This is a genomic window from Streptococcus devriesei DSM 19639 (assembly GCF_000423725.1).
Classification (GTDB): Bacteria; Bacillota; Bacilli; order Lactobacillales; family Streptococcaceae; genus Streptococcus; species Streptococcus devriesei.
The window spans coordinates 53749-80664 of sequence record NZ_AUIN01000018.1 but is presented as its reverse complement, the minus strand read 5'-3'; the positions used below and the strand labels follow the sequence as shown (position 1 = coordinate 80664).

Annotated in this window: 25 protein-coding genes and 1 riboswitch; all 25 genes read right to left on the bottom strand. The window is 42.8% G+C overall.

Annotated features, from left to right (window positions below; all coding sequences use genetic code 11):
- Positions 1 to 5: 5 nt before the first annotated feature.
- Positions 6 to 1181 carry a bifunctional 3,4-dihydroxy-2-butanone-4-phosphate synthase/GTP cyclohydrolase II gene (locus tag G573_RS0104585; protein WP_027975605.1) on the bottom strand — a complete coding sequence of 392 codons (1176 nt, stop codon included), beginning with the start codon at positions 1179 to 1181 and terminating at the stop codon, positions 6 to 8.
- Complete coding sequence (locus G573_RS0104580) at positions 1174 to 1782, bottom strand: riboflavin synthase (protein WP_027975604.1); 609 nt, start codon at positions 1780 to 1782, stop codon at positions 1174 to 1176. The genes G573_RS0104585 and G573_RS0104580 overlap by 8 nt, the downstream gene beginning before the upstream one ends.
- A complete protein-coding gene (gene ribD / locus G573_RS0104575) occupies positions 1767 to 2840 on the bottom strand; it encodes a bifunctional diaminohydroxyphosphoribosylaminopyrimidine deaminase/5-amino-6-(5-phosphoribosylamino)uracil reductase RibD (protein ID WP_027975603.1) in 1074 nt (357 codons plus the stop codon). Before ribD ends, G573_RS0104580 begins: the two co-directional genes overlap by 16 nt.
- 397 nt (positions 2841 to 3237) lie before the next feature.
- Positions 3238 to 3369, bottom strand: a riboswitch (FMN riboswitch).
- A 60-nt stretch (positions 3370 to 3429) separates the two neighbouring features.
- Positions 3430 to 4560, bottom strand: a complete 1131-nt coding sequence (locus G573_RS0104570; protein ID WP_027975602.1) for an acetylornithine transaminase — start codon at positions 4558 to 4560, stop codon at positions 3430 to 3432.
- A 64-nt stretch (positions 4561 to 4624) separates the two neighbouring features.
- Entirely contained in the window at positions 4625 to 5362 is a 738-nt protein-coding gene (argB, locus tag G573_RS0104565) for an acetylglutamate kinase (RefSeq protein WP_027975601.1), read from the bottom strand.
- Positions 5363 to 5489: 127 nt separating this feature from the next.
- Positions 5490 to 6683: a bifunctional glutamate N-acetyltransferase/amino-acid acetyltransferase ArgJ gene (gene argJ, locus G573_RS0104560; protein WP_027975600.1), complete on the bottom strand. Its 1194-nt coding sequence runs from the start codon at positions 6681 to 6683 to the stop codon at positions 5490 to 5492.
- Between the two features lie 150 nt (positions 6684 to 6833).
- Entirely contained in the window at positions 6834 to 7856 is a 1023-nt protein-coding gene (gene argC / locus G573_RS0104550) for an N-acetyl-gamma-glutamyl-phosphate reductase (protein WP_027975599.1), read from the bottom strand.
- Positions 7857 to 8002: 146 nt separating this feature from the next.
- A complete protein-coding gene (locus tag G573_RS0104545) occupies positions 8003 to 8692 on the bottom strand; it encodes a CPBP family intramembrane glutamic endopeptidase (protein WP_027975598.1) in 690 nt (229 codons plus the stop codon).
- A 13-nt stretch (positions 8693 to 8705) separates the two neighbouring features.
- The gene (locus G573_RS0104540) at positions 8706 to 9455 is read right to left on the bottom strand and encodes a DUF3169 family protein (RefSeq protein ID WP_037586753.1); all 750 of its coding nucleotides are present in this window, start codon (positions 9453 to 9455) and stop codon (positions 8706 to 8708) included.
- Positions 9448 to 9669: a helix-turn-helix transcriptional regulator gene (locus G573_RS0104535; protein WP_037586751.1), complete on the bottom strand. Its 222-nt coding sequence runs from the start codon at positions 9667 to 9669 to the stop codon at positions 9448 to 9450. Before G573_RS0104535 ends, G573_RS0104540 begins: the two co-directional genes overlap by 8 nt.
- Positions 9670 to 9694: 25 nt before the next feature.
- Positions 9695 to 10399, bottom strand: a complete 705-nt coding sequence (locus tag G573_RS0104530; RefSeq protein ID WP_027975595.1) for an ABC transporter permease — start codon at positions 10397 to 10399, stop codon at positions 9695 to 9697.
- Complete coding sequence (locus G573_RS0104525) at positions 10392 to 11228, bottom strand: ABC transporter ATP-binding protein (protein WP_027975594.1); 837 nt, start codon at positions 11226 to 11228, stop codon at positions 10392 to 10394. Before G573_RS0104525 ends, G573_RS0104530 begins: the two co-directional genes overlap by 8 nt.
- A gap of 171 nt (positions 11229 to 11399) precedes the next feature.
- Positions 11400 to 12782 carry a HAMP domain-containing sensor histidine kinase gene (locus G573_RS0104515; protein ID WP_027975593.1) on the bottom strand — a complete coding sequence of 461 codons (1383 nt, stop codon included), beginning with the start codon at positions 12780 to 12782 and terminating at the stop codon, positions 11400 to 11402.
- Entirely contained in the window at positions 12773 to 13432 is a 660-nt protein-coding gene (locus G573_RS0104510; RefSeq protein ID WP_027975592.1) for a response regulator transcription factor, read from the bottom strand. The genes G573_RS0104515 and G573_RS0104510 overlap by 10 nt, the downstream gene beginning before the upstream one ends.
- A gap of 42 nt (positions 13433 to 13474) precedes the next feature.
- Entirely contained in the window at positions 13475 to 14314 is an 840-nt protein-coding gene (locus tag G573_RS0104505; protein ID WP_027975591.1) for a TraX family protein, read from the bottom strand.
- Between the two features lie 151 nt (positions 14315 to 14465).
- Positions 14466 to 15164: a DUF554 family protein gene (locus tag G573_RS0104500; RefSeq protein ID WP_027975590.1), complete on the bottom strand. Its 699-nt coding sequence runs from the start codon at positions 15162 to 15164 to the stop codon at positions 14466 to 14468.
- A gap of 27 nt (positions 15165 to 15191) precedes the next feature.
- A complete protein-coding gene (gene alaS / locus G573_RS0104495) occupies positions 15192 to 17810 on the bottom strand; it encodes an alanine--tRNA ligase (protein WP_027975589.1) in 2619 nt (872 codons plus the stop codon).
- Positions 17811 to 17903: 93 nt separating this feature from the next.
- Positions 17904 to 18401 (bottom strand): LURP-one-related/scramblase family protein, encoded by a 498-nt coding sequence (locus G573_RS0104490; protein WP_027975588.1) that lies wholly within the window; start codon positions 18399 to 18401, stop codon positions 17904 to 17906.
- 238 nt (positions 18402 to 18639) lie between these two features.
- On the bottom strand, positions 18640 to 19641 hold the full coding sequence (gene prsA / locus G573_RS0104485) for a peptidylprolyl isomerase PrsA (RefSeq protein ID WP_027975587.1): 1002 nt from the start codon (positions 19639 to 19641) through the stop codon (positions 18640 to 18642).
- Positions 19642 to 19702: 61 nt separating this feature from the next.
- The gene (locus G573_RS0104480; RefSeq protein ID WP_027975586.1) at positions 19703 to 20410 is read right to left on the bottom strand and encodes an O-methyltransferase; all 708 of its coding nucleotides are present in this window, start codon (positions 20408 to 20410) and stop codon (positions 19703 to 19705) included.
- Between the two features lie 51 nt (positions 20411 to 20461).
- Entirely contained in the window at positions 20462 to 21079 is a 618-nt protein-coding gene (locus G573_RS0104475) for an HAD-IA family hydrolase (RefSeq protein ID WP_027975585.1), read from the bottom strand.
- Positions 21076 to 22890 (bottom strand): oligoendopeptidase F, encoded by a 1815-nt coding sequence (gene pepF / locus G573_RS0104470; RefSeq protein ID WP_027975584.1) that lies wholly within the window; start codon positions 22888 to 22890, stop codon positions 21076 to 21078. The genes G573_RS0104475 and pepF overlap by 4 nt, the downstream gene beginning before the upstream one ends.
- 146 nt (positions 22891 to 23036) lie before the next feature.
- Entirely contained in the window at positions 23037 to 24434 is a 1398-nt protein-coding gene (locus tag G573_RS0104465; RefSeq protein WP_027975583.1) for a fructose-specific PTS transporter subunit EIIC, read from the bottom strand.
- Positions 24434 to 24880: a PTS sugar transporter subunit IIA gene (locus G573_RS0104460; RefSeq protein WP_027975582.1), complete on the bottom strand. Its 447-nt coding sequence runs from the start codon at positions 24878 to 24880 to the stop codon at positions 24434 to 24436. Before G573_RS0104460 ends, G573_RS0104465 begins: the two co-directional genes overlap by 1 nt.
- A gap of 88 nt (positions 24881 to 24968) precedes the next feature.
- Positions 24969 to 26852: a BglG family transcription antiterminator gene (locus G573_RS0104455; RefSeq protein ID WP_027975581.1), complete on the bottom strand. Its 1884-nt coding sequence runs from the start codon at positions 26850 to 26852 to the stop codon at positions 24969 to 24971.
- Positions 26853 to 26916: the final 64 nt, after the last annotated feature.

Here is a 26916-nt window from a genome sequence, read left to right as displayed (position 1 = left end):
CTTTTTCAGACTTGAATGTCGTGATGAAATTTTTCTCTTTTAGTTTTCAGATAAGAGAGATTTTCCCTGCGGGCCGGAACCTGCAGAGGAATTCTCTCAGCTACTTCTATACCGGCAGCCTTGAGCTGCTGGACTTTATCGGGGTTATTGGTCAGAAGTCTGACTTTGTTTAATCCCAGATAGTCTAAAACAATCTTGGCAAAATCATAGTGCCGCTCATCAGCTGCAAAGCCAAGTTCCAGATTAGCATCGTAGGTATCAAGGCCTGCATCCTGCAGCTGATAAGCTCTCAGCTTGTTTTTCAGCCCGATGCCGCGGCCTTCCTGCCTCAGATACAAAATCGCACCGCTTCCTTCTTTTTCAATTGCTTTCATGGCCGCTTCTAACTGCTCACCGCAGTCGCAGCGCACGGAAGAAAAAATATCTCCCGTGGCACATTCTGAATGAATCCGAAACAGCGGAGCAGATTCTTTTGTGAGATCGCCCTTGGTTAACAGCAGATTTTCTTTGCCCTCTCCGTCTTCCAGAAGGGTCAGGTCAAAATAGCCATAGCGGGTGGGCAGAGAGGTTTTAACCGCCCCTTTAAAACGCAGATAGACTGCCAGCTCTTCAATCGAAATTAAGGGCATCTGCCATTCTTGGGCCAGCTGTTCCAAATCTTTTCGTCTTGCCATGTGACCGTCCGCTTTAAGGATTTCACAGATATAAGCAGCAGGTCTGCTGCCGGCCAGACTGGCCAGATCAAGGGCGCCTTCGGTATGACCGCGCCGTTCCAAAACACCCCCGTCTTTTCCAATCAAGGGAAACATGTGGCCGGGCCGCTTGAAGTCAAGAGCTCTGCTTTCTTCCGAGGAAAGTGCCTGAATAGTCTTCGACCTGTCAAAGGCTGATATGCCCGTTGACGTTGTATGATGGTCGACACTGACCGTAAAAGCCGTTCCGAAGACATCTGTATTGTCGGCAATCATGTCAGACAGATCCAGCTGCTCAGCTATTTCCCTTGAGATGGGAGCACAGATAAGACCGCGTGCTTTCTGCGTCATAAAATTGACCTTGTCAGCACTCACAAGACTGGCCAAGCCAACCAAATCACCTTCAGCTTCTCGATCAGCATCGTCCGTCAGAATAATCAGTTCTCCGTCTTTGAGCCTTTGTATGGCTGCTTCAATTTTTTCAAACATGGCGTCTCCTTTCAGCATTTGCCTGTGCCTTGATGTATTTCCCCAAAATATCCGTTTCAATATTAACCCAGTCGCCCGTCTTTAGCTGCCCCAGATTCGTTTTATCGCGGCTGTGCGGGATTAAGGACACTGTAAAGCGCTCCTCATCGCAGGACACAACTGTCAGACTGACCCCGTTAATAGCAACGGAGCCTTGCGCAATGATTTCACCGTCATGCCCTTGAGGGCAGGAAAAGGTTAAAATCTCAGCATTCCCCAAACTTTTCTTATCAAGGAGCTGACTTGTGGCATCAATATGCCCGGTCACAAAATGTCCTTCAAAGCGTCCGGCAGCTGATAAAGCAGGTTCAATATTAACAGCATTTCCAATATGCTGATAGCGTAGATTGGTTCTCTTAAACGTTTCCGGCATAATATCGACAACAAATTCCCGCCCTCTTTTGGCAACACAGGTCAAGCAGGCACCGTCAACCGCGATACTGTCACCAATAGCTATTTGGTCAAGAAAACGGGCAGACACCTGACAGGTCAGGCGAACCCCTTGGCTGTTCTTGCTGAAATGACTGATTTTCCCTTTTTCTTGAATTAATCCTGTAAACATGGATCCTCCTTTCTTTTGGCAGAAATCCGCCAATCCTCACCAACCTGCTCCAAAGATACATCGGACAGATAAGTGAGTCTTTGTGACCTTCTGGAGCTGCTCATACTGCCTAGAGCATTCCCTCCTAAAAGAACGGGTGCTAAATAAAGCAGATATTCGTCCCAGAGCCCGGCTTCATAAAAAGCATCATGAATGCGGCTGCCACCTTCGACATAAAGCGATTGAATACCCTCTTCAGCCAGCTTTTTGACCACTTTATCAACCGTCCAGTCAGGGTCACAAAAAACGCTGACATGAGCAGGCAGATCTTCCTCTGACCTCTGGCTGAACAAATAAACCGGAGCCTCATCATTGGTAAAAAGCTGCAGCTGTCTTTGGCTGAACAGCCGCCCTCGTCTGTCTAAAACCACACGAATCGGCGGAAGAAGACTGCTCTTTGTTCCTAAAAGGCTGGGATTATCCAGAAGAGCCGTTTCACTGCCAATCAAAATAGCCTGATAGTCATCGCGTTCCTGATGAACCAGCTCCCTAGCTTTCTGCCCGGTCAAAGCCGTTCGCTTACCCTTGAAAGCAATTTTGCCATCTAAACTCATGGCACTCTTTAAAACAATATAGGGCCGCCCATGCCGGTAAAAATGATTATAGTAGGGATTGAGAGCTTCTGCTTTCTCTTTCAGCAGACCGACATCAACCTTTATCCCCTGCTTTTCTAAAAACCGCCTGCCCTTTCCAGCTACCAGCGGATTAGGATCCAGCTGGGCAATAACCACCCGTGTGATGCCTGCCTGAACAATACTTTCAGTGCAGGGAGGCTGCTTACCCTGATGATGGCAGGGTTCAAGCGTCACATAAAGAGTAGCTCCCTTTAATTGTTCAGTATTCTGACAGGCTATTATCGCCTGCCGTTCTGCGTGATAACCGCCGTATTTTAAGTGAGCGCCCTCGGCAATGACTTGATTATCTTTAACGATAACGGCTCCAACCAAAGGGTTGGTATAAGTCTGGCGTCTTCCCTCTTTGGCTTTAGCAATAGCTAAGGCCATAAATTGTTCCTCCATACTGCCTCCTTTCCAGCACAAAAAACCCCGTAACATCATTACGGGGCAGATAAGGTCTACAGTCATAAAAGACAGACAGAAAAATGATTCAATACTAAGTTTCAAACTGTTTCTGTCTTTAACAAGAAGTCCGGAGCTGTTCTTGACTTAAAGAGAATTAAGCAAATGTCTCAAAAATGCTCTTGCAGCAACCCTGCCTGTACAAGCAGCGTGACAGGCTGCCCTACTGTTCACTTCAGCAGAGCAAACAACAGCTTTTGAAAAAGAAACATTAGCTAAAAACTCATGCATAGCTGCAAAACTTCTTGTATACAAGGATACCTGATGCTGTAACAGTCAAGGCATCACTTGACAGGCTTAGGCAGTCAATTCTTTTTGAAGGCCCAGCCCTTTCTTTTATTTTCTTCTCCCATCCAGACTATACTGTCGGTTCCGGATTTTCACCGGATCAACCGCTCTCGCAGTTCACGGACTTCAAGCACAGCTTGTCACCGTCGGTCGGGAATCTCACCCTGCCCCGAAGAAATAAATCTATTCAATTGCCTAAAGGATAACACGCTGGCCGCAATTTGTCAACACTTACCTATGCTCAGGCAAAAACTTCTTGTAAAATAGCCAGACCCTGATCCAGCTCATCTTTGGTCAGGGTCAGAGGCGGCAACAGCCTGATGACATTGCTGCCTGCGGTAAGGACGATCAAGCCCTTGGCACGCGCTGAGGCAACCAGCTGACCCAAATCTGCGCTTGTTTCAATACCAATCATGCAGCCCAGTCCGCGAACCTGAGTGACTTTGGGATTATCAGCCAGCATCGTTTTCAGCTGATCTTGCAGGTAGTTTCCCTTTGCCAGTGCAGTTTCTAAAAAGCCATCTTCTTTTAAAATCGTTAAACCGGCACTGGCTGCTGCCATAGCTAATTTATTGCCGCCAAAGGTCGAACCGTGGCTGCCGTAACCAAAAGCTGCCGACAGCTTAGTTTTTCCAAGCATGGCTCCGACAGGAACTCCGTTTGCCAAACCCTTAGCCAATGTAAAAATATCCGGTTCAATGCCGTAATGCTCAAAAGAATACAGCTTGCCCGTCCGGCCCATGCCTGTTTGAACCTCATCAACAATCAATAAAATATTCTTGTCCTGACAAAAGGCAGCCAGGCCTGTCACGAAGTCTGCCTCGGCCGGGTGAATACCGGATTCTCCCTGAACCAATTCCAGCATCACCGCAGCAGTGCGCTCAGAAGCCAAACTTTTGACGCTGGACAGATCATTATAATCTGCATAAAGAAAATGGGGAACCCCGTCACCAAACCCCTCTTTTATCTTGTCCTGACCGGTTGCAGACATCGAACCGAAAGTCCGGCCATGAAAGGAATCTTTAAACGTGATGATTTCCTGTTTGCCGGTCGCCTTGCGGGCAATCTTGATGGCCGCTTCATTGGCTTCGGCTCCGCTGTTGCAAAAGAAGGCCAGATAATCGCGATCACCAATCAGTTTTTCTGCTACCTCTTCCTGCAGAGAGTTCTGGTAAAGATTGGGTGTATGCCAAATGCGGTCAGCCTGTGCCTGCAGAGCGGCCTTGACCTGCGGATGAAAGCCTAGATTCGTCACACCGATACCTGATGAAAAATCAAGGTACTTTTTACCGTCTGCATCAAACAAATAGCTGCCTTCTGCCTTGACAAATTCAATAGCCGCTCTTTTATAATTTTGAAATAATTTGCTCATTCCTGTATCTCTCCTATCACGGCTCAAAGCTTGATTAACTTTGTGGCCTTCTTGCCTTCATTTGTTAGCCCTTATGAATCAGTGTTCCCTTTGTCAAATCATCACCGATCAAAACCTGGGCAACCCCTGCCTGCACCGTCTTTGCAGCACTTTCAATTTTAGGAATCATGCCGCCTGTGATTACGCCCTTTGCAATCTTTTCAGGAATCTGACCAATCGTTAATTCTGGCAGCACACGCCCATTTTCTAAGACCCCTTTGACATCTGTCAGAAGAATCAGCTTTTCAGCAGCAAGCGCCGCTGCTGCCGCTGTCGCCAGATAGTCCGCATTGATATTGAGCAGATCGCCCTTTTGAGAATAGCCCAAAGAAGCCAAGAACGGAATCTTGTTTTCTTGCAGCAGCTCTAAAAGCGGAGCTGTACAAATGCCGGTGACTTCTCCTACATAACCGTAAGTAGCCTTATCCAAAAAATCGGCTCTTACCAGCTGCCTGAGCTGCGATTTCAGCTGCAGATTCTCAAGGCCTGCCTGCGTCAGCCGATCACTTAGATCCTTTCCGACAATATCTAACAGGGCATGGCTAACCAAAGTCATATCCTCACGGCTGGTCACCCGTAAGCCTTTAACCTTTTTGATGGGAACCTGCTTTTCCTCCATCAGCCTGTTGATGGCAAAGCCGCCGCCGTGCACAATAACAAGAGCTTTGCCGGCAGCCTTCCAAGCTTTTAGCTGCTCAATAAAGCTCGAATCTAATTGCTGACTGGCGACACCGCCAATTTTAATGACTATGATTTCTGACATGGATTTTCCTTTCAAATACAGCTTAAACTCACAAAATTCAAACGAGAATAAACAGATAAGACTGGGAATCTTTCAGCTTCTCTGCTTCCGGTCATAGCTTTTACTCTCTCATAAAGATTTTTTTAGTTTAGGTTCTGTAAAGGGCGTTGATTTTCACATAATCGTAGGACAGATCACACCCCCAAGCGGTGCCCTTTTTTTCACCGGCATGCAGGTCAATGCTGACCTTGATTTCGTCAGCCTGCATGATATCCTGCATCTCTTCGTCATCAAAATCCACAGGACTTGAAGCAAGCATGACAGGAATCGTCTCCAGATAAATGTCAATATTGTCCACAGCGATATCTGCTCCAGCGTAGCCCACTGCTGCTAAAATCCGCCCCCAGTTGGGGTCTTCACCAAAAACAGCTGTTTTAACCAGACTTGAGCCAACCACACTTTTAGCCATCATGCGGGCATCTGATTCATTGGGAGCATTAAGTACTTCAACCTCTATAAGCTTGGTTGCTCCTTCGCCGTCTTTGGCTATTTTTTTAGCCAATTCCTGCATGACAAAATGAAGCATGGCTGCAAATTTATCAAATTCCGGAGTATCAGGCAAGATTTCCTCATTTAAAGTGCAGCCATTAGCCATAACAAGAACCATATCATTGGTTGAGGTATCACCGTCAACTGTAATCTGATTGAAGGTTGTTTCCACATTTTGGCTGAGAGCCAGCTGCAGCGTCTCGCTTGAAATAACAGCATCACAAGTAATAAAGGCCAGCATGGTAGCCATATTGGGGTGAATCATACCAGACCCCTTGGCAACACCTGCCATAGTGACTTCGTCACGGCCAAACTGTTCAGTGACAGTCACTGTTTTTGTCACTGTATCAGTTGTCAGAATCGCCTCAGCAAAGTCATGTGAATTGCCATTTATAACAAGTTTTGATAATCCCTTTTTTAGCGTTTCCATAGGCAGAAGGTCTCCAATAACACCTGTTGAGGCAACACCGACAAGGTCACTATCGATACCCAATTTTTCAGCTGTCCACTGCTGCATGGTCTGAGCATCTTCCAGCCCTTGCACGCCTGTGCAGGAATTAGCAACGCCTGAATTCACAACCAGAGCCTGCATTTTTTGCGCTTTTTTGACCGCATTTCGAGTGACAATCAAAGGCGCTGCAATCACCTTGTTAGTCGTATAAACCCCGGCAACGCTGGCCGGTACTTCTGAGACAATCCAGCCGAAATCTTTTTTGCGTTTTTTAAAACCGGCATGTAAACCATCTGCCGAAAAGCCCAGCGGACTGGCAATATTTCCATCAATAACTTTCATAACTCAACTACTAGGAACCTAAAAACATCTAAAAGCCCATTAAAATGCTGAACAGCTATCCGAGGATCTAACCTCCCATCAGCTGTCATAATGATGCTGTGCTTGTATCTTTGAAGTTCCATTCCTTTCTAAACTCATCCACATTCATCCCTACAAATAACTGGGAGACGTCAGCAGCCCTTCTGTTTCGTCAAATCCCATCATGAGATTGAGATTTTGAAGAGCCTGACCGGCGGCTCCCTTGACCAAATTGTCAATAACAGATACAACCGTCAGGACATTGGTGACTTCGTTATAAGCAAAACCAATATCTGTAAAATTGGAGCCGATGACATTGTGAAGCTCTGGCAGACTCTTTTGCATACGGACAAATGCCTTGTCCGCATAACAGTCAGCATAAATGTTGTCAATTTCAGCTTCAGACAAAGCTTTTTTCAGCTTAACATAGCAGGTTGCTATAATGCCGCGGTTGACAGGCAAGAGCGAGGTTGAAAACTGAAGGTGCTGAAAATCCTTGTCAAACAGCTGCAGCTCCTGAACAATTTCAGGAATATGCTGGTGGCGGTTGAGTTTATAGGTCACATAATTGTCATGCACATTGACAAAATGGCTGGACTCTGACAAACCCTTGCCGGCTCCTGTCAGGCCTGACTTGGCATCTACGATAATACTGTTCAAATCAGCTGTCCCAGCCTTGATCAAGGGCAGCAAGGCCAGTTCTGTTGCCGTAGCATAGCAGCCGGGATTGGCAATAAATTTCTTCCCTTTAACATCGGTAAATTCAGCCAGTCCGTAAGTAAATTTATCCAGATCTGTTTGTTTTGCAGCAGGCTTTTGATACCATTTTTCATAAGTCTTGGCAGGCAGACGGTGGTCTCCGGAAATATCAATAACAGGAAAATCCGCCGCCAGAAAATCTCCGGCCAGCTCCTTAGCAACACCGCTTGGAGTGGCAAATATAACCGCATCAGCTTCCTTCATAATGGCTTGGCTGTCAAAAGCTTGAATGGTTAAATCACAGATCCCCTGCAAATAAGGATAACGATCAGACAATCGTGTTCCAATCTCTTTGGTTGCATACACTGATACAAGTTTTGCTTTCTTGTGATGATTCAAAAGACGAACCAATTCTAATCCGCTATATCCTGTAATACCAACGATTGAAACTTTCATGCTTAATCTCTCCTTTACTGAATATGTTGATTATTTTATCGTATATTTATACATAAGTCAAGAATAAAAATAAATAAAATACAAAAAAATCTGTCCGCAATAGTATGCAGACAGATGAGAAAATCGGCTGTAATAAACTACTATACTTATTTAAAGGCCATAAGCAGGAGATAGATAGCAGATGGAAGATTATTCAATATATGAACCGCCATCGAGTCCTTAACATTGCCGCGGCGCTGATAAGCCAGATAAAGTATGGCACCAAGACAGGCATAAATCAGAAACTCAAAGACCGTTGTTGCATGAGGAAGAGCAAAGACAGCAGTGGTCACAATACCGGCTAAAACTTTATGACCATGCTTAAACAAGAGATGATTAGGAAAGGCACGGTAGGCCAATTCTTCGATGATCGGACCGACAATCCCCACTAAAATAACATATAAGAGGGTGTATAAAAAGAAACCTCCGGCAAAGAAATTGGCTAAACCTTGCAGGCCGGCATCATTAGCTGTTGTGCTCTGACCGCTCAGCTGCTGGTTCAATAAGGTTCCTCCAATTGCTACAACACGCGCCAGCAAAAAGAATAAAAAGGCAAAACCGAAATCCTTCCAAGTGAATTTTTGCTGGGCAACAGCTGCATCTTCATGCTTTTTATGCGCCTTCCATAAGAAATAAATAACAGCAGCGATAAATACAATATAAGCAATTCCCAATCCCCATTTAAGCGGCAGAGAAAATGTGAACTGCCTTTGCAGCAGAATCATGGGAGTGATATTGCAAAGCAGGGACAGAAAAATAAGACCGATTACTTTAACGATATTAATAACTAATTTCATAAAAATTCTCCTTTTATTTATAATACTCCTTTGTCATTTTAAACTGCATAACCATGATGTAAAGATGGATGACAGCTGCTACTATAAGACCGGACAGCTCAACTTTCTGCAGGTAAAGAGAGAGAAAAAACAAAGCAAGATAGATTCCCGGCAGGATAGCACCGCCCAGATTCATAACAATTTCAAAAGATATTTTGTAATTGGCTTCCAGCTCTGCTTCATCCATCTGCATAATATTGTTCTTTAATTCTTTAAGCGTCGGAACTAAGGGCATGTTAAGATTGCGGATACGATTGTAAACTTTGAGCACATAACCCTGCAAAGCGCCTGAAGCAATCGCTGCCAGAAAATCCAGAAAAGGAAAAGACATCTCAGCATAGCTGTCCGCAAATATCAGCTTATAGGCTAAAATCAAGCTAAGGACAGCCAAGACACCGCTTACGCCTGCATAAATCACTGCATAGGAATGCCTTTTATTCATTGTCCGATAGAGTTCTTCCGACTCATCATCCCTACTGTTTTGGTACTGTTTATAAGCCTGCAGCACTTGAACGATGTAAAAAATGCTGAGAACAAAGGAAATGACAAATAAAATTCGCAGGCTGACAAGAAGAAGTTCTGTCAATTCCTTCTGAGAAACTGGCAGTTTTTGGCCGGAAGCATGAAAGTAGCCAATCAAAGCTCCTCCCAGACCGCCGATTGAAGCACCTATGAGGAGCCTCTTCCCGGCTCGTTTAAAAGTTCCTTTTTGTTTCTTAACCATTCTCTTTATCCTCCTCTAAACGAAAGACTTCTTCTACCGGTTCGCGGAAAATCTCAGCAATCTTTAGTGCAATCACAACCGAAGGCGTGTACTCATTGCGCTCAATCAGACTGACAGTCTGGCGGGAAATTCCGGCTAATTTGGCTAACTCTGTTTGATTAAGCCCTTCTCTGGCTCGCAGTTCTTTGAGTCTGTTTTTCAATATGAAAGCCATGGTTTCCTCCTTTAGACAATTTACATTATCTAATGATCTGCTTTCGTTTTGTCGCCCAAATAACACCGGCTAAAGACAGCAGCAGCCATATCAGAAGAATCCAAAAACTCTTATCTGTTAAGTGGTAAGCCGTCCAATCGGTACCGGCTTTCGTATAAGCTCCTATGTAGGTATAGGCAATAAACTTTTCAATTCCCTTGTCCATCATCGAAAATAAGGGCAAGAGAAATGTCAGCATCATAATCGGCATGGCCAAAATAGTTGCCCGAGACTGAGTGTCTGCCAAAAGGCCCACCATCAAAAATAAGAGGAAGATAACAAGAGAGGTTAAGAGCATGACAAGTAAGTAAGACAGGCCTAAATCAGCAAAATCAACCCTTAGGTAGACGGGTAAGAGGATCATATAAAGCACGTTCAGAATAAAAGGTAAAAACAAGCTTGCCAGCACATACTCCCAGCTTTTGACACCTGCCAAACGCAGGCTGCGCTGATTGTTTTTTTCAGCTTCTTCTGCGACTAAAGTCGGTATGATATAACCAATGAAAGCCGGAATTATCGGCAAAACCAGATACAAAATAAGTTCATTCGTATCTTGCATTTTTAAGTCTTTATACATAAATTGATAAAGCAAAACCAGCAAAAACGGTGTGAAAATATTGACCATGATCGGTTTATTGGCAAGTACCATCTCTTTGCGGCTCCAAAAAAGAGCCCTTAACCGCTTAAACATTTAATTTACCTCCTGTCAGTGAGATGAAGATGTCTTCTAAAGTAGGTTCACAAGAATGAATGGTTTCAATATCCCCTACATGTTCTAACTGAGACAGCTCACTGTAGGACAGCTCTGCTTCATTCCCATCGGCATAGTGAATACGGACACGCTTATCCTGATAATATTTTTGAATCAAGTCTTTGGGACGTCCTGTTTCAACCAACTTTCCTTGATAGAGCAGGGAAACACGGTCACAAAGAAGAGTCGCTTCCTGCATGTCATGCGTTGTCAAAAAGATCGTTGTCCCCTGTGCCTTCAGCTCCAAAAGCCAATCGTGGATCATACGCGATGTTGCCGGATCAAGCCCGCTGGTCGGTTCATCTAAGAAAAGAAACTTAGGACGGTTAATGAGAGCCCGCACCAAAAGCATGCGCTGCTTCATTCCCGTTGAGAGCTTTTCGGCAGGCTTATTGCGGCTTTCGTATAAGCCTATACGCTGCAGCAGCTCATCAACACGGCTGTTAGAAACCCCATGCCACTTGCTGTAGACTTGGATATTTTTATACAGTGTCATTTTTTCATAAAAACCGCTGGTATCACTGACAATCCCAATCTGTGCCAAGTCTTCGCTGTTCAAATCAAGCGCTTCTTTGCCAAAAACCATCGCTTGACCGGCATCTATCAGCAGCTGTCCTGTCAAAATATTGATCGTTGTCGTTTTCCCCGAGCCTGACGGACCTAAAAACCCGAAAATCTCACCTTCTGCTATTTCAAAAGAAATACCATCCAGCGCCGTCTGATTGTCAAAGCGTTTGACCAAATCTTTGACTTCAATAACTTTTGTCATCCTAAACCTCCTTAGTTACAGTTTGTAAACGGTCATTTTTTCTTCTTGCTGCTCAAAGCAATCATAAGATATTTGACAGTTACATTGTAACACTTCCTTTTCATTTTGACAATGATTATTGTCAAAAAAGATAGGATTTTTGTCAAAAAAATTGAGAACCATTAGTTGGTCTCAATCTGATTTATGAAGCGGCAGAACAATATCAACCTGACCGCCGCCTTGTTCAGCATTTGACAGCTCAAGACTGCCACCATGCAAGCGCACAATATTATCCGCAATAGTCAGGCCCAAGCCTTGATGATTGACCTGTGACCTGCTCTTATCATCTTTGAAAAATTGCAGAGTCCCTTTTTCCAAGGCTTCCTTAGAAAAACCCGCTCCGCTGTCCAAACAGGAAATGCTTACCACCTCACCCTGCAAACCATAGCTCAGCTGTAAACGGCCTCCTTGCGGGCTGTGCTCCACAGCGTTAGCGACGATGTTCATTAAGGCGCGTTTCAATAACTCTTTATCCCAAAAAGCAGTAAGCTGAACATCAGACAAAGTATTGAGAAATTGTACTTTGATTGCTTTTGCTTCAGCAAGGGCCTGAGTGTTCTGGGAAAATTCTTCTAAAAACGCTGCAAGATTTATGTTTTCCGGATGGAAATCTTGTAATTCTCTATTCTTAGTCAGGTAAGACAATTGCTGAAGATAAGTCTCTACTTGCTCAATATTTTTCAAACTGTAGCGGATGAATTCCTGCTGCTGATCAGACAGGCTTGTGCTGTTTAACAATTCGGTATTGCCGCGAATCACAGTCAAGGGGGTCTTAATGTCATGCGTTAAAGCAGCTATTTGATCTTGCTTTTCCTGCTCCAATTGCCAGCTGCGCAGCAACGATTCTCTCAGAGCTTGCCGCATGGTGTCTAAACTCTGTAAAACTTGATTAAATTCCTTAACATTAGACGATTGTATGGTAAAGTCCAAATCTTGCTTGGCGATTTTCTCAGTAGCAGCAATAATCGGAGACAGCTGCCGCTGAAGTCTGCGGGCAAAGAGGATCGTCACTAAGCTAAACACTAGCAAGGTTCCCAGTCCCGTCAGAATAAGGAATAACAAGCTCACATTAGGCAGATACCTATTCATCCAGGCAATGGAGTAATGGGCTTTTAGCTGATAGCTGACAACAACAATCTCATTTTTAGGCTTCAAAATCATAAAGTAGCCGTAATCGCCAGGGCTGACCGCTTTCCCAGAATAACTGGCTAAAGCTTGCTGCTGCAGCTTCTTAGTCATCGTACTTTCTTTGATTTTGCCATCTTTAGTCAGCAAAAGGTAAGTTGTATCTTTAGGCAAACGATTTGCTTTAAACCTACCAGTTTGCTTAATTTCCTTGTCTAAGCGCTGGAGTTTTTGCTCTGTTTGATTGGCAGGAATGACAAGGTTAGTATTGAGACTTAGGATAAAGGCAAGCCAAATTAAGCACAATAAGGCAATAAAAGCCAAACTGACTGTCGCAAAATACAAGGTAAAAATCATTTTTAAAGAACGACTTGATTTTTTCATTGCCATTTATAACCTATCCCCCAGACCGTTTCAATGGGTTCCACCCCGGCAGCTCTAAACTTAGCGCGAATATTTTTAATATGCTCAGCAATAGCAGCCGGTGTTCCTCTTTCTTCGTACCCATACAAATAATCATAGAGCTGTTCTTTTGAAAAAACCTGACCGCGGTGTTTAGCCAAATGTTCGCAAATCTCATATTCTGACTTAGTCAAGTCCAAGACTTGCTCACCTGCCCACACCTGCTTGCTGGATAAATCAAAATAGACATCACCCAAAAGCAAGGTTGCATGGCGCTCACGCTTTTCACGGCGCAAGTGAGCATTGACTCGCGCAAGCAGCTCTTGTACACCAAAGGGCTTAACCAGATAATCATCCGCTCCGTAACTAAGCCCCGTGACAATATCAGCTTCCTGTGTCTTAGCCGTCAGAAAAAGAATGGGACAATCCACCAAGGGGCGAATCTCTCGGCAGAAGCTCAGCCCATCCACATCCGGCATCATAATGTCCAGTAAAATCAAATCATAGCGCATTAATTTCGAACGGTCAACCTGTTTAGCACTCGTGAAAGTGTCTGCTAAATAATTCTGCAGCTGCAAGGTATTTTTTATCAGAGCCAAAATATCTGCATCATCATCAATTGCCAAAATGCGTGTCATACTTCTACCTTTTCTTCTGTTATTTGAATCCTTAATATCATATCACCTATAGAGCAACACTGACAAGGTGTAAAGCAAGTAAATATGCAGCGGATAGAAAATGTAAAAAAGGTATTTACTACCTTGACCACGCTGACCATTGTACAAGAGCATGAGCGGTGCTGCAAAGATTTCTAACCATTCGAAATAGGAAAAGAAGAGACTGTGAACTGTCAGTGGAGCACCTACCAACAATACACGCCCTAAATCAATTATCAAAGAAGCAATTACAAAGATTAAAACTTCTTTTTTCAAATTCTTCCGGCAGAGATACATAGCTATCCCTACCATCAGAGTAGCAGTTCCTCCATCTATAATTGAAAAATGCAAGGGCAGGATGGTAAAATTGAGCAAGTTAATAAAGAACATACCCAGCTGATTACCAGAATCCATAAAGGTTCGGTAAAAAGGCATGAAAAGGAAAGGCAGAAGAATCGGAAAAAGAAGAGTTGGAATACCTCGAAGATACTTTTTCTCCTCAATCCAAGCAATGCCTTGAAGAGCAACCAATAAAATCGCAAACGAAGACAGCATCATATTTTGCGGGAAAAAACCATCTTCTCGTACTAGCGGATGAAGCACATTATAAAAGCCAAACTGAATAAGACCCATCATAACAGCTAAGCCATAGATTTTGAGGAAATATTTCCTACGATCATGCGTATGAACAAAGCCTTCAATAATGGCAAATAGAAATAAAGGTGCTGCGATTCTCCCTATCTGACTGAACCATAGCGGAATCTTGCCTGTATAGTCAAAAAAATAATGAATATGATCCAACAGCATAGTTCCTAAAGCGATGTATTTAAGCTGAAATCCCGTTAGTCTTTTAAATTTTATCATTATATTTCTCCTTTTATTTTTTATTATTCCTAGTATAAAAAACAAATTTAAGGATTTTATAAGGAAAAGCAAAAATCGATAAACTAATAAAAATTGAACAATAGAAAAACCCAAGTCCACATGAACTTAGGTTTTCTTATTCTTAGAAATGTTAACCTGCAAAGCTGTTCCAAATAACAGCGATAAGGAGGGCCGGCAGGAGATTGGCGACTTTGACCTTTGTATCGAAGGCCAGATTAGTGCCGACACAAAAGATAATTGCGTTGCCCACAAGGGCTATACCGTCAACGGCCTGACTTGACAGAAAATTTCCTGCTAAAGCTGCTAAAAGCGTGACACCCCCCTGAAAAACAGCTACCGGAATGGCTGAAAAGATGGCGCCTCGGCCTAAGGAGGCTGACAAAATAGCAATGATAATCAAATCCAGCACACCCTTAGCCAGCAAAATAGAAGCATCGCCGTAAATACCATCTTGAATAGAGCCAACAACAGCCATCGCTCCGACACAGACGGTGCAGGTTGCTGTGACAAAGCCGTCAACAAACTGACTGTCTCCTTGACTGCCTGTTTTGCGTTTGAGAAAATCACCGAACTGCTCGATGCGCGCTTCAATCTGGCAGAGCTCACCGAGAACAGCACCAAGAGCCATACTGATAATCAGCAGAAAACTATGACCGCTTTGAAGATGATTGTTATCAACCGCCATCATTTTCCCCAAAACACCGGCAATGGCTAAAAAGATGACCGCTACACCCGTTGCCTGCATCAGGGTTTTCTGCAGCTGGGGTTTGAGATGGTTTTTAAATCCCAGCCCCAAACCGCCGCCAACTATAATCAAAGCAACATTCATTAAAGTGCCCAATGCTAATTCTCCTTATCAGAGATGATCAGCGACAGCGGCCAAAAGCTCTTGAATAGCTCCGGCGTCTGATCCGCCAGCCATAGCCATGTCAGGTTTTCCGCCGCCGCGGCCGGAAACAATTGGTGCAAGTTCCTTAATCAAATTGCCGGCGTGAACAGCCTTGTTCTTGCTGGCAACAAGAACGTTAACCTTTTCACCGATACTTGCTGCTAAAACAAGAACGTCTGAATAGTCTTTTTGTTTCCAGTTATCAGCAAAGGTACGCAGAGCACCTGCATCTGAAACCTCAACTTGACTGGCAATGTAGCGAAGACCGTTTGCTTCTTTGACTTCTTTGAAAATATCGCCGGCTGCAGCCGCAGCTGCTTTTTCTTTCAATTCGGCATTTTCTTTTTGCAGCTGATGAAGCTGTTCCTGAAGAGCAGCGACCTTGCTTACAACTTGATTCATTTGCGGCACTTTAAGGGTTGCAGCAATTTCTTTGAGGCTGTCTTCTTCCTCGCGGTAAGCTTCAAAGGCTTCTTTGCTGGTTACTGCCAGGATGCGGCGCGTTCCTGAACCAATACCTTCTTCTTTGACAATCTTGAAGATGCCGATTTCAGAAGTGTTCTTCAGGTGAGTACCGCCGCACAGCTCTATCGAATAATCTCCGATGGAGACGACACGGACATTTTTCCCGTACTTCTCACCAAAGAGAGCCATAGCACCCATCTTCTTAGCCGTATCAATATCTGTCTCAATAGTTGTCACGGGAACAGCCTTCCAGATTTGTTCATTGACTTCTGCTTCAATGCGGCGGAGCTCTTCAGCTGTAACAGCTTCAAAATGTGTAAAGTCAAAGCGCAGGAAGCCTTCTTCGTTGAGAGAACCGGCCTGAGTAGCATGATTGCCGATGACATTGTGAAGCGCAGCGTGGAGCAAGTGAGTAGCCGTGTGGTTTTTCATGACACGATTGCGGCGGTCATGGTCAATTTCCAGCCTGTAAGCTGTTCCGACTGACAAGCTTGCTAAAACCTCTACCGTGTGCAAAGGCTGACCGTTTGGTGCTTTTTGAACATCTGTCACCCGCGCAACGATGTCTCCCTTATCATTTTTGATAAGACCGTGGTCAGCGACCTGACCGCCCATCTCAGCGTAGAAAGGTGTTTCTGCAAAGACAAGAAGAGCTTCTCCTTCTGAAACAGCTTCGCTGCGCTCATTGTCTGCAATGATAACAGACAGCCTACTGTCGAGAGCTTCTTTTTCATAATTAAAGACTGACTTTTCAGTGATACTTGACAGGGTTTCGTTCTGCATACCCATTGAGCCGCCTCTAACGACACTGGCACGAGCCCGTTCCTGCTGCTCTTTCATGGCAGCTTTAAAACCATCATGGTCGATCTTAAAACCTTGATCTTCAGCCAATTCTTCGGTCAATTCTACAGGGAATCCATAGGTATCATAGAGCTTGAAGATATCCTGACCGGCAAGCATATCCTTGCCTGCTTTTTTAAGCTCAGCCAGCAATTGATCCAAGTGGCCTGAACCGGCATCAATCGTACGGGCAAAAGTTTCTTCTTCGCGTTTAACAATTTTTTGAATAAAATCTTGTTTTTCCAAAATTTCCGGATAGTAAGACTCCATAATTTGTCCGACAGTCGGAACCAGTTTATACAAGAAGGGCTCGTTGATACCAAGGCGGCGTCCGTGCATGACAGCACGGCGCAGCAAACGGCGCAGAACATAGCCGCGTCCTTCATTGCCGGGAAGAGCCCCATCACCGATAGCAAATGAAAGTGAGCGAATGTGGTCAGCGATGACCTTGAAGCTCATATTGTCACCGTCCGGATCGTAAGTTTTACCGGATAATTTTTCAATCTCACGGATGATTGGCAGGAAGAGATCAGTTTCAAAATTGGTCTTAGCTCCTTGCATGACTGCCACTAGACGTTCTAAACCTGCTCCCGTATCAATGTTTTTATGCGGCAGTTCCTTATACTCAGAGCGCGGAACAGCAGGATCTGCATTAAATTGTGACAGCACGATGTTCCAAATTTCAATATAACGGTCATTTTCGATATCTTCAGCCAAGAGACGAACACCCATATGATCCGGATCAAAGTCCTCTCCGCGGTCAAAGAAAATTTCAGTATCCGGTCCTGAAGGCCCGGCACCAATTTCCCAGAAATTATCCTCAATCGGAATCAAGTGGCTGGGATCTACTCCGACCTCAATCCAGCGGTTGTATGACTCCTTATCATCGGGATAGTAAGTCATGTAGAGCTTGTCTTTGGGAAAATCGAACCACTCAGGGCTGGTCAAAAGTTCAAAGCCCCATTTGATGGCATCATCGCGGAAATAATCGCCCACTGAGAAATTGCCCAGCATTTCAAACATGGTATGATGGCGAGCTGTTTTGCCGACATTTTCAATATCATTGGTCCGAATCGCCTTTTGCGCATTGGTAATACGAGGATTTTCAGGGGTTACTGACCCATCAAAGTATTTCTTCAGCGTTGCGACTCCTGAATTAATCCAGAGCAGGGTCGGATCGTTGACGGGAACCAGATTAGCAGACGGTTCGATTGCGTGGTCCTTAGATTTCCAAAAGTCCAGCCACATTTGGCGTACTTGAGCACTTGTTAATTGTTTCATAATAAAATAGCAAGAGCTTTACCTTGTTTTCACAGAGGTTAGCTCTGTCTTCATTCCTTTCTTAAATTAATGATGAGAGTCTTAGAGTGACATTTAATTACTGGCAGAATTTGCTGCGCTGTGTTCCATTTCTTTGACATAGTCAATGGCAATGACAAGTGATATCACCATATCCGCATACTGGTCATCATAAACCTTAATATTGTATGTCGAGGTCAGGCGCAGCCACTCCTGAGAAATACTGGCAACTTCCTGACCATTTTTTAGGAGACGAAAATTCATGTCCCAAAAATCGCCTTGAATTTCCATACCCAGATTTTCGATGGTGTAATGAGGTTTGAAAAACGACAGATCCTTTTTCAAGGAAAATGAAGAGCCATCGCTTAGGTTCACATAAAATTTAGGAAGAAAAGACAAGGTTTTCTTTTGAATATGACTGACCTGATTGCCCTGCATATCGTAAATTGTAAAGGTTTTAGGAATTTGCAAAAAGCTCCCAACCACTTCATAAGAGGGCAGACCAGCCTCATCTGTAATAGTAAATTTACCGCCAAGCGACCACATTTTTTGTTTAATCTGAAAATTCTTCATAACCTTTTCTCCAAAAAAACAAGTCCACTGCAAGAAGGGCGAAAAAACCGCGGTACCACCTTCATTCAATGAACTTGTCATTCTTATTTTCTTATTTTATTTAACTTCAATCAAGCAGCAAGATTTTTCGCTTTGCATAGCTCGCATCAACCGCTATTTTTCTGAGGCAAGGGCATAAAAATCAATTCTTGATAGGTCAATTATACTGTCTTTTGCAGCATTCGTCAATCCTTACAGATTACTCTGCCGCTGTTGTTTCAGCATTTGTCGTTTGGTCATCGGCAGCTGTTGTTGCATCATCGCTTGAAGCTGCTGTTGTCGTTGTTGAAGCAGAAGAGTCACCTTCGCCTGCTGTGGCATATTGTGAGAGAATCTCACTGAACGCCTTGTCTTTAACTTTGACATTAGCTTTTTTGAAGGCCTTGCCGATAACAGCATTGCGGAAATTAGTATCGGCCAGTTTTTGGTTGATGATAATTTCTTTCAGGCGCTTTTTATAAGCTTTCCAGTCAGCATTTTTATTTTCTTTCTTAGTAACCTTGACAATGTAATAGACAGGCTTGTAAGTAGAAGAATCTGCTGTTGTGATGACATCAGACACGCCGTCTTTATCAAGCGCTAAAGCAGCCGTCATCACCTGACTTGGAAGGTCTGTTGAGCCTGAATCAAACGTATACTCGGTCTTGTCGCCCTTAGTATTATCTTTGGCGATTTTAGCAAAGTCTGCACCGTCTGCTTTGGCATCTTCTAAAACAGATTTGGCCTTATTTTCATCATCCAGCTGGATAACCTGAGCCGTTACTTCCGGTTTGTAATCCTCATAAGCAGCCTTATAGTTAGCATCTGTCAAATCTTTTTTCGCTTCTTCTTTCACAGCATATTCCAATAATTTTTCAGAACGAATCTGCTTTTTATAGGATTCCTTGGTGTAGCCGCGAGAAGCCAGAATACTTGAGAAAGAATCACCGTAGTATTTGACTGCTTGGTTATAAGCCTTGGTCACTTCTTTGTCAGAAACCTTGTCTCCGTATTGTTTTTCAAAGACTTTTGAAACAACAAGAGACAGCACAGCTTGTTTAGAAGCGGTTGACTCTTTAACTTCATTATAAAAGTCTGAGACAGTGATGGTGTCACCTTTCATGGTAATGATTTTACTGTTTTGTGTTGTCTTGGAACAGGCTGCCAATGTGACAACAGAAAGTAAGGTAACAAGTCCTGTAACAATCGTCCGTTTTTTCATTCTTAATAAACTCCTTTTTGTCATTAACCCTTTCATTATATCATAATTTCTTAAAGATGACTTAATCAGGCAGTCTGGCCTCTTTAGTGTTCTTGCGAATCATGAGCAAACCATCGCCAATCGGCAGGAGACTGGCTGTCAGATCGGGATTGGTTAGGGTTGCGTCAAATAATTTCTGCAGACCTCGATAGATCGCCCTTTGGCTGCGATGAATGTCTTCGATCGGCTTGGTCACATCGCCCCCTTGAAAAACATCATCCAGCACAACAAGACCGCCGACAGCCAAATGTTCTAAAACAGCAGGTAAAAAGACAATATACTTTGATTTTGCCGAGTCCATAAAGACAAAATCATAAGTCTCGTCAAGCTCAGCTAAAATATCTGAAGCCTCACCTTCAATAAGGCGAATCTGCCTGCGGCTGTCATAGTTGGCAAAGTTGTCCTTAGCCAAAGCTATCATTTCAGGATTGCGGTCAATCGTTGTAATCCCAGCCGAAGGTGCATTCTCTGCCATTAAAAGTGCTGAAAAGCCAATCGCTGTCCCGATTTCCAGAATTTTTTTGGGCTGCAGAACCTGCATCAGCAGCCGAAAATAGGCTGATGTTTCCGGCGGGATGATCGGAATATTTTCAGACTGTGCAAAATCTTCCAATTTTTTTAGAAAACCTGTATTCTGAGCCTGATGTTCACGCATAAAGCGAACAACTTCTTCTTTTACTACAGGCCGGCGCATATTGCGGTTGGCATTTTTACTGTACGTTTTAACCATAATGTCTTTATTATAACAAAAATTCTCTGGCACTGCCCAGAGAATTCTTTCTTAAAGCTCTTCCAGCAGAAGCAAATCTTTCAAAGTCTCAATCTTACGATTGACAGCTGAGTTGGGCTGATGAAGGTTGATAGATTGGACACCGGCATTTGCCGCCGCTTCTGCATCCAGCCTGCGGTCACCGATATAATAGACTTGCGATTTATCCAAATCATACTTATCCACCAGATAGCGGATTCCTTGAGGATGAGGTTTTCTGGCAAAACCATTGGCAGAGGTAATGACCTCCGTGAAAAATCGGTCAATCCCCAAGCGCTCAAGTACTGATTGCGTTGTCGCTCCCTTGTGGGTATAAATGAAATGCCGGACACCCTTTTCCTTGGTCTCCTGCAGAACCTCTTTGGCATAGGGCATGAGGCTGATCATATAGTCACGCACTTCTTGCTCACGATTAAAAAAATCCAGCATTTCGTCAAAAGACAGATGGTATTTGGCTGCCAGCTTTCTTAACAAACTGCCGACCGATTCTTTAATAATATAATCCATAACCCAGTCCTCATCAAAGGGCAGGTCATAGGACTTATAAAGCAAGATCAAAACCTCGCGAATGGCTTCATAGGACTCCACCAGAGTCCCATCAAAATCCCAGATAAATGTTGTTTGTGTCATATTCCTTCCTTACGATGTATACCTTTTTCAACCAATTCTTCCAATTCTGTCAGCCGTTCTTCAAAGACCTTAAAGGCAGCATCAAGATAATCACCCTTAGTCATATCAACTCCTGCTTGAGCAATAACTGCAAGAGGGTAATCTGAGTTGCCCATTTTCAGGTAGTTCAGGTACTTATCCTTGTCCTCCTGCTTTCCGTAAACAATCTTCTGAGCCAGATAGCTGGCCGCTGCAAAGCCTGTTGCGTACTGATAAACATAGAAATTATAGTAGAAATGCGGAATCCTTGCCCATTCAAATTGAATTTGAGGATTTTCTTCTTTGGCTAAGCCATAGTATTTCTCATTCAGCTCGGCATAAAGATTATTCAAATAGTCACTGGTTAATACCTCACCTGCTTGAGCGGCCTGATGGATGCGCTGCTCAAACTCGGCAAACTGACTTTGCCGGAAAACAGTCCCCTTGAAGCCATCAAGATAATGGTTGAGAATGGCAAAGCGCTGCTTGTCATCTGTCACTTCTTTTAAAAGCATCTCGGTTAAAATGTTTTCATTGGTTGTTGAGGCAATCTCAGCCAGGAAAATGGAATAATCTCCATAAACATAGGGCTGATTCTCACGGGTAAAGACTGAGTGGATAGAGTGTCCCGTCTCATGAACCAGCGTAAATAGATTGTCCAGCGTATCCTGCCAGTTGAGCAGGATAAAAGCATTGGTATCGTAAGACCCACCGGAATAAGCACCTGAGCGCTTGCCCTTATTGACCTGAACGTCAATCCAGCGCTCTGTAAAAGCACGGTGCACGCGTTCTGAATAATCTTTGCCAAAAACTGCCAGTACTTCCTCGGCTTTTTTCAAGGCTTCATCATAGGTGACACTCATATCCATCTCTGATAAAGGCGTGTAAATATCATACATTTTAAGATCATCAAGTCCTAAAATTTTCTGGCGAAGTTTAACATAGCGTCTAAGCAAGGGCAGGTGCCTGTTAACAGCCTTTAGTAAGGTATCATAGACACTTTCCGGGATAAAATTCTCAGCCAGAGCGGCCTCACGCGCATTTTTATATTTTCTTGTCTCAGCCTTAAAATTATGAACCTTGACATTGGTCTCCAAGGTTTTGGCGTAGGTATGCTGAAATTGCTCATAGACGCTGTAATAAGCCTCATAGGCAGCCTTTCGGACCTGACGGTCCTTGGATTCCATCAGCGTAATGAAATTGCCATGTGACAATTCCACTTCTTGACCATTCTCATCCAGAATCACCGGAAAGACAATATCGGCATTATCCAGAATCTCAAAGGTTTCACCGGCCGAACCGAAAATTTCACCAGCCGCAGCCAACAATTCTTCTTCCTTGTGCGACAGGACATGCTCTTTTTGCTTAAATAATTTTTCAAAGAAATGGCTGTAGTCAGTCAGCTGGGGACAGTCTGCCAAAAAATCCTGATACTTTTCTTCAGACAGCAGCATGAATTCAGGTTCATAAAAAGCAAAGGTCTGGCTGAATTTTGCCACCAGAGCAGTTGCCTTGGCCTGAAATTCCTGATATTTAGCTACTGTTGTATCCTGATCATTTTTCATAGAAGCATACACATAAACTTTTTCCAAGCGGCGGCTCAAAGCCAGGTAAAGTTCAGTAATCTCCAGCAGGCTCTGGCCGGAATCAAGAAGATGCCCTGCCTTAGCCTTAGCTTTTTCAAACTCTCTGTCGAGTGCTTGATGCTCGTTTTCCCAATCCTTATCTTTTGAAAAGACGGTTGTTAAATCCCACTGGTATCTTTTCTCAATATGCTTACGATTATCAGACATTTGCTTCCCCTCTTTCGCTGTCATTATCAACCATTTTAACATAAAAAGCGGGTATTAAGAAAGCAAATTCATGTTTCATATATATTAATCTGATCATAAAAAAGTAAGGGCGATAAGCTCGCCCTGTACTTTCTCATACTTCAAAATTAAGTTTTGATAATTGGATTTCCATCAGCATCTAGATCAGGTTTCCAAACATGCAAAATACCTGCAATAACCAAAGCTCCAATCAGCATATCTACAACATACCAAAGAGCACCTTTTGTTACACCGCCAATGGCAACAATACCACCGAAAGCAACAATGGATTCAACACCATGAAGCATGCCAAGCACTCCTGCTACAGCTGTTCCAATAACAATAGAGACGATAACACGTTTAAAATCTTTGGCAGCAAAAGGAATGGCGCCTTCTGTAATACCCGCACTTGAGAGAAACAGGGCAGAAATGCCAAATTGCTTTTCAGCTTCTGTGTACTTTTGTCTTGAAATAATTAAAGACGAGAGAGCCAGACCTAATGGCGGAACAGCACAGCATAGCCTAAATGCTCCATTGGGTCCGTTGATTCCTTCTGCCATTAGAGCCAACGTAAAGGCTGTAGCTGCTTTACTGCAGGGGCCGCCCATATCCAAAGCAGCTAAAACACCGATTCCGATTCCAAGAGCTGCTGCACCAAAGCCATTTAAACTACTAAGTACACTAACCATAAGCTTGACAAAAGCATCTAGTGGATAAATCAAGATATAAGCATATCCTATTCCGACAATCAGGGTTGCTATCAGTGGTACAATCATCGTTGGCATAACAGCTTGAATCACTTGAGGTACTTTCCAAGTCTTAATCCATTTAACAAGATATCCAATAATTACCCCAAGCAGCATAGCTCCTAAAAATCCAGTTGACAATTTATCAGCTCCTATAGGATTATTAGCCACATATCCTAGAATAAAACCTGGTGCCAAAGCTGGTTTCCCAGCAATAGCATAGGCAATATAGGCACACAAGACTGGGACCATCATAGCAAAGCCTGCTTGCCCCATATCATAGAGTGTTTTAAAAAACTGATTGGACGGTGTGATTTCCCCATGTTCAATTTTTCCGGTCATCAGGGTAAAAGAGAAAAGCATACCGCCAACTATGATAACCGGAAGAAAATAAGAAATCCCAGTATTAAACGCTTTAAACAAAGTATTGCCTAGATCTTTCATCCCCTTACTTTGTTTGCCGGTCGTCAGTTTTTCTGCGTCGTCAATAACACCTGTAATATTTTTAATGGCTTTTGAAGGATCAACCTCAATACATTTCCCCGCAGCTTTTTGCTTATCAAAGCGCTCCTCTCCTTTAATGCCAATAGCGATAGCTAAAACAACCGCATCTGCTTCATTAATCTCTTTTTCAGTTAATTCATTATCAATGCCCATTCCTCCTTGCGTTTCAACTTTACAGTCAATGCCTCGTTTACGACATTCTTGCTCAATAGCTTCTTGAGCCATATAGGTATGGGCAATTCCTGCTGTACAGGCGCATACTGCTACTAATTTCATCAGGATAACCTCTCTTCTATTTGCTGTAATAAGCGGTAGACGCTATCTTCATTTTCTGCATGAAGAAGCTGATTGCGATAATCTTCTCTCATCAAGCTCTTACTTAGTTCTGAAATGATTTTCAAATGCTGCTTGGACCCCTTGTCTTTTGGAACACCAATCATGAAGATATGGGAAACCTTTTCACTATCCTCACTCCAAATCAAAGGCTCTTTTAATTTGCGATAAATAACAAAAGGTTCCTTGACACCTTCTGATACAGCATGAGGAATAGCAATACCAAAACCAATATAAGTAGGTACAGCGTCTTCCCTTTCTTTGACATCTTGAATATAGAGATCTGCATTATCAATATGTTTATTAGGAAGATGCCCCGTTGACTCAATTACCTGATACTTATTTTGATAAGTTTCTTGAGAAAAATTTACTAAATGCCTTTCAAACATAATATCCGCCTCCTTACTAGTAAATTCATTAAAACATGTCCAAGAAAAAATGAAAAGACAGTCTTTTTCAAGAAAAAAGCGGAAAATACTAACTCATGCTCTCTACAATTTTGATAATAAGTTCTTTAAACTCAATAAACGTCCCAGCTTTAATAATTTGATTGACATAAGCTTTGCTGCTAATAATTCTACTGAGAATCTTATATAGATCCTGCATATTTTCATCACCATTTTCCTTCATTGACAATAAAAATATGAGCTGAACATCTTCTTCGTCCCAAAGGATTTTTTTATCTAAAATGCCAACAGCAATAAAACTTTGCTGACCTATGGGCTTTATGGGGTGCGGTATAGCCACGCCGTTGCCAAAGGCAGTATGTCCGATGTTTTCTCTGTCCAATACTGACTGATAAAAACCATTCGGCAAGGAAATTTGCCGGCCTATAGCCTCACATAAATAACTTAAAGCAGCCGTTTTTTGCTGATGTGCCGGAATTTTAAAAAATAAGTTTGGCTTAAAATAATTAATAAACTGATGTCCATGAACATTTTTTAACTTTTGACTGACTTGCTCAACTTCTTCTTCTGCCAATAAACTGTTAATCTCAATAATAGGAATCGGAATTTTTTGTGTAATCACCTCGGTACTTAGAACATAATCAATCTGCTTAAAATTGACCTTCTCCAGCTGAAACAAATTGATGGTACCGGCAATAGTCAACTGGTTCCCAAAATGTTTTTGAACCTGATAGACTAGTAATTCTGAATTGGCCCGGCCTTCCCCACAAACAATTAGAACCTTCTCCTTTTTCTTAGTCCGTTTTTTCTCCAGAGCGACATTAAAATGAAGAGCAATATAGGCAATTTCATCTAATGTTATTTTTTTATGATATTTTTCCTCTAGTTTCTCACAGGCGATTGTTGCCATGTTATAAGCCAAAGTATAATGATGCCTAATCTCATCCATCATAGGGTTATATGATGATAAATCATGAAGGATTCTGACTTGAAAAGAAATTAGATGAAGTGACAGCAAAGTAATTAATTCTAAATCATATCTAAAGTCAATTTTAAAGACAAGGTTAACCTGCTCAAGCATTGTTAATACCATTTTATAAATATCATCACTAACAACGGTATTGGCAGTCAGCGAATCAAGACTAATAATTTTTTTACTGGACAGATGTAAAAGCAGATAATAAATCTCACTTTGTGGAAACTGGACATTATATACAGTCTCCAAATCATCAACAATGGCTAAAGCCATGTCAAGATCTGCACTTTGTGCAACCTCTTTTTTGGCACTGTCTATCAGCTCAATCACCCTTCCAGACTGAAGTCTCTTCAGGGCAATATAAATATGAATAGCTAAATTATTAATCGAAAAATCAGAGATTCCAAATCTATATTTATCGGCTTGTCTTTGAATAATCCTTTTAATTATTTCCAAACTATCATTTTGTTTGCCAAATTGAACAGAATCCTCCATTTTTGAACGTGCCAGACAAAGGCGCAGCTGTTGCTCATTGCCGATGACTTTCAATCCTTGATTAGCCCGATAGTCAAGGTAAATACCATATTTCTGCAATCTTTTTCGGACTTTTTTTAAATCATTTTTAACAGTGGAGCGGCTGACGAAAAAAATATCACACAAATCTTCTATTTTTACCGCATCAGCTGCCATTAACAAATATTCCAACAACTGCTGTACTCGGTTATCTTCACTGACTAAATCTTGATTTTTTAATCTGTTAAAGAAATAAGAATAGGCTTCTTCATCCGTAATTTGCAAAAGAAATCCCTTTCTTGACTTAGCAAGAATGACTGCTCCATATTTTTTTAAATCCTTATTCAGCCAGGCAATATCGTTTCGAACAGTTCTGCTGCTGACTTCTAACTTGGCAGCTAAACTTTCTGCTGTCGTAAACTCATCTTTGGATAATAATTGTAAAATAGTTTGCCATCGTTTCATACAGACCACCTCTGTCTTTATTTTAAAAGAAAAATGACGTTCTTAACAGTTAAATTTCTTCCAC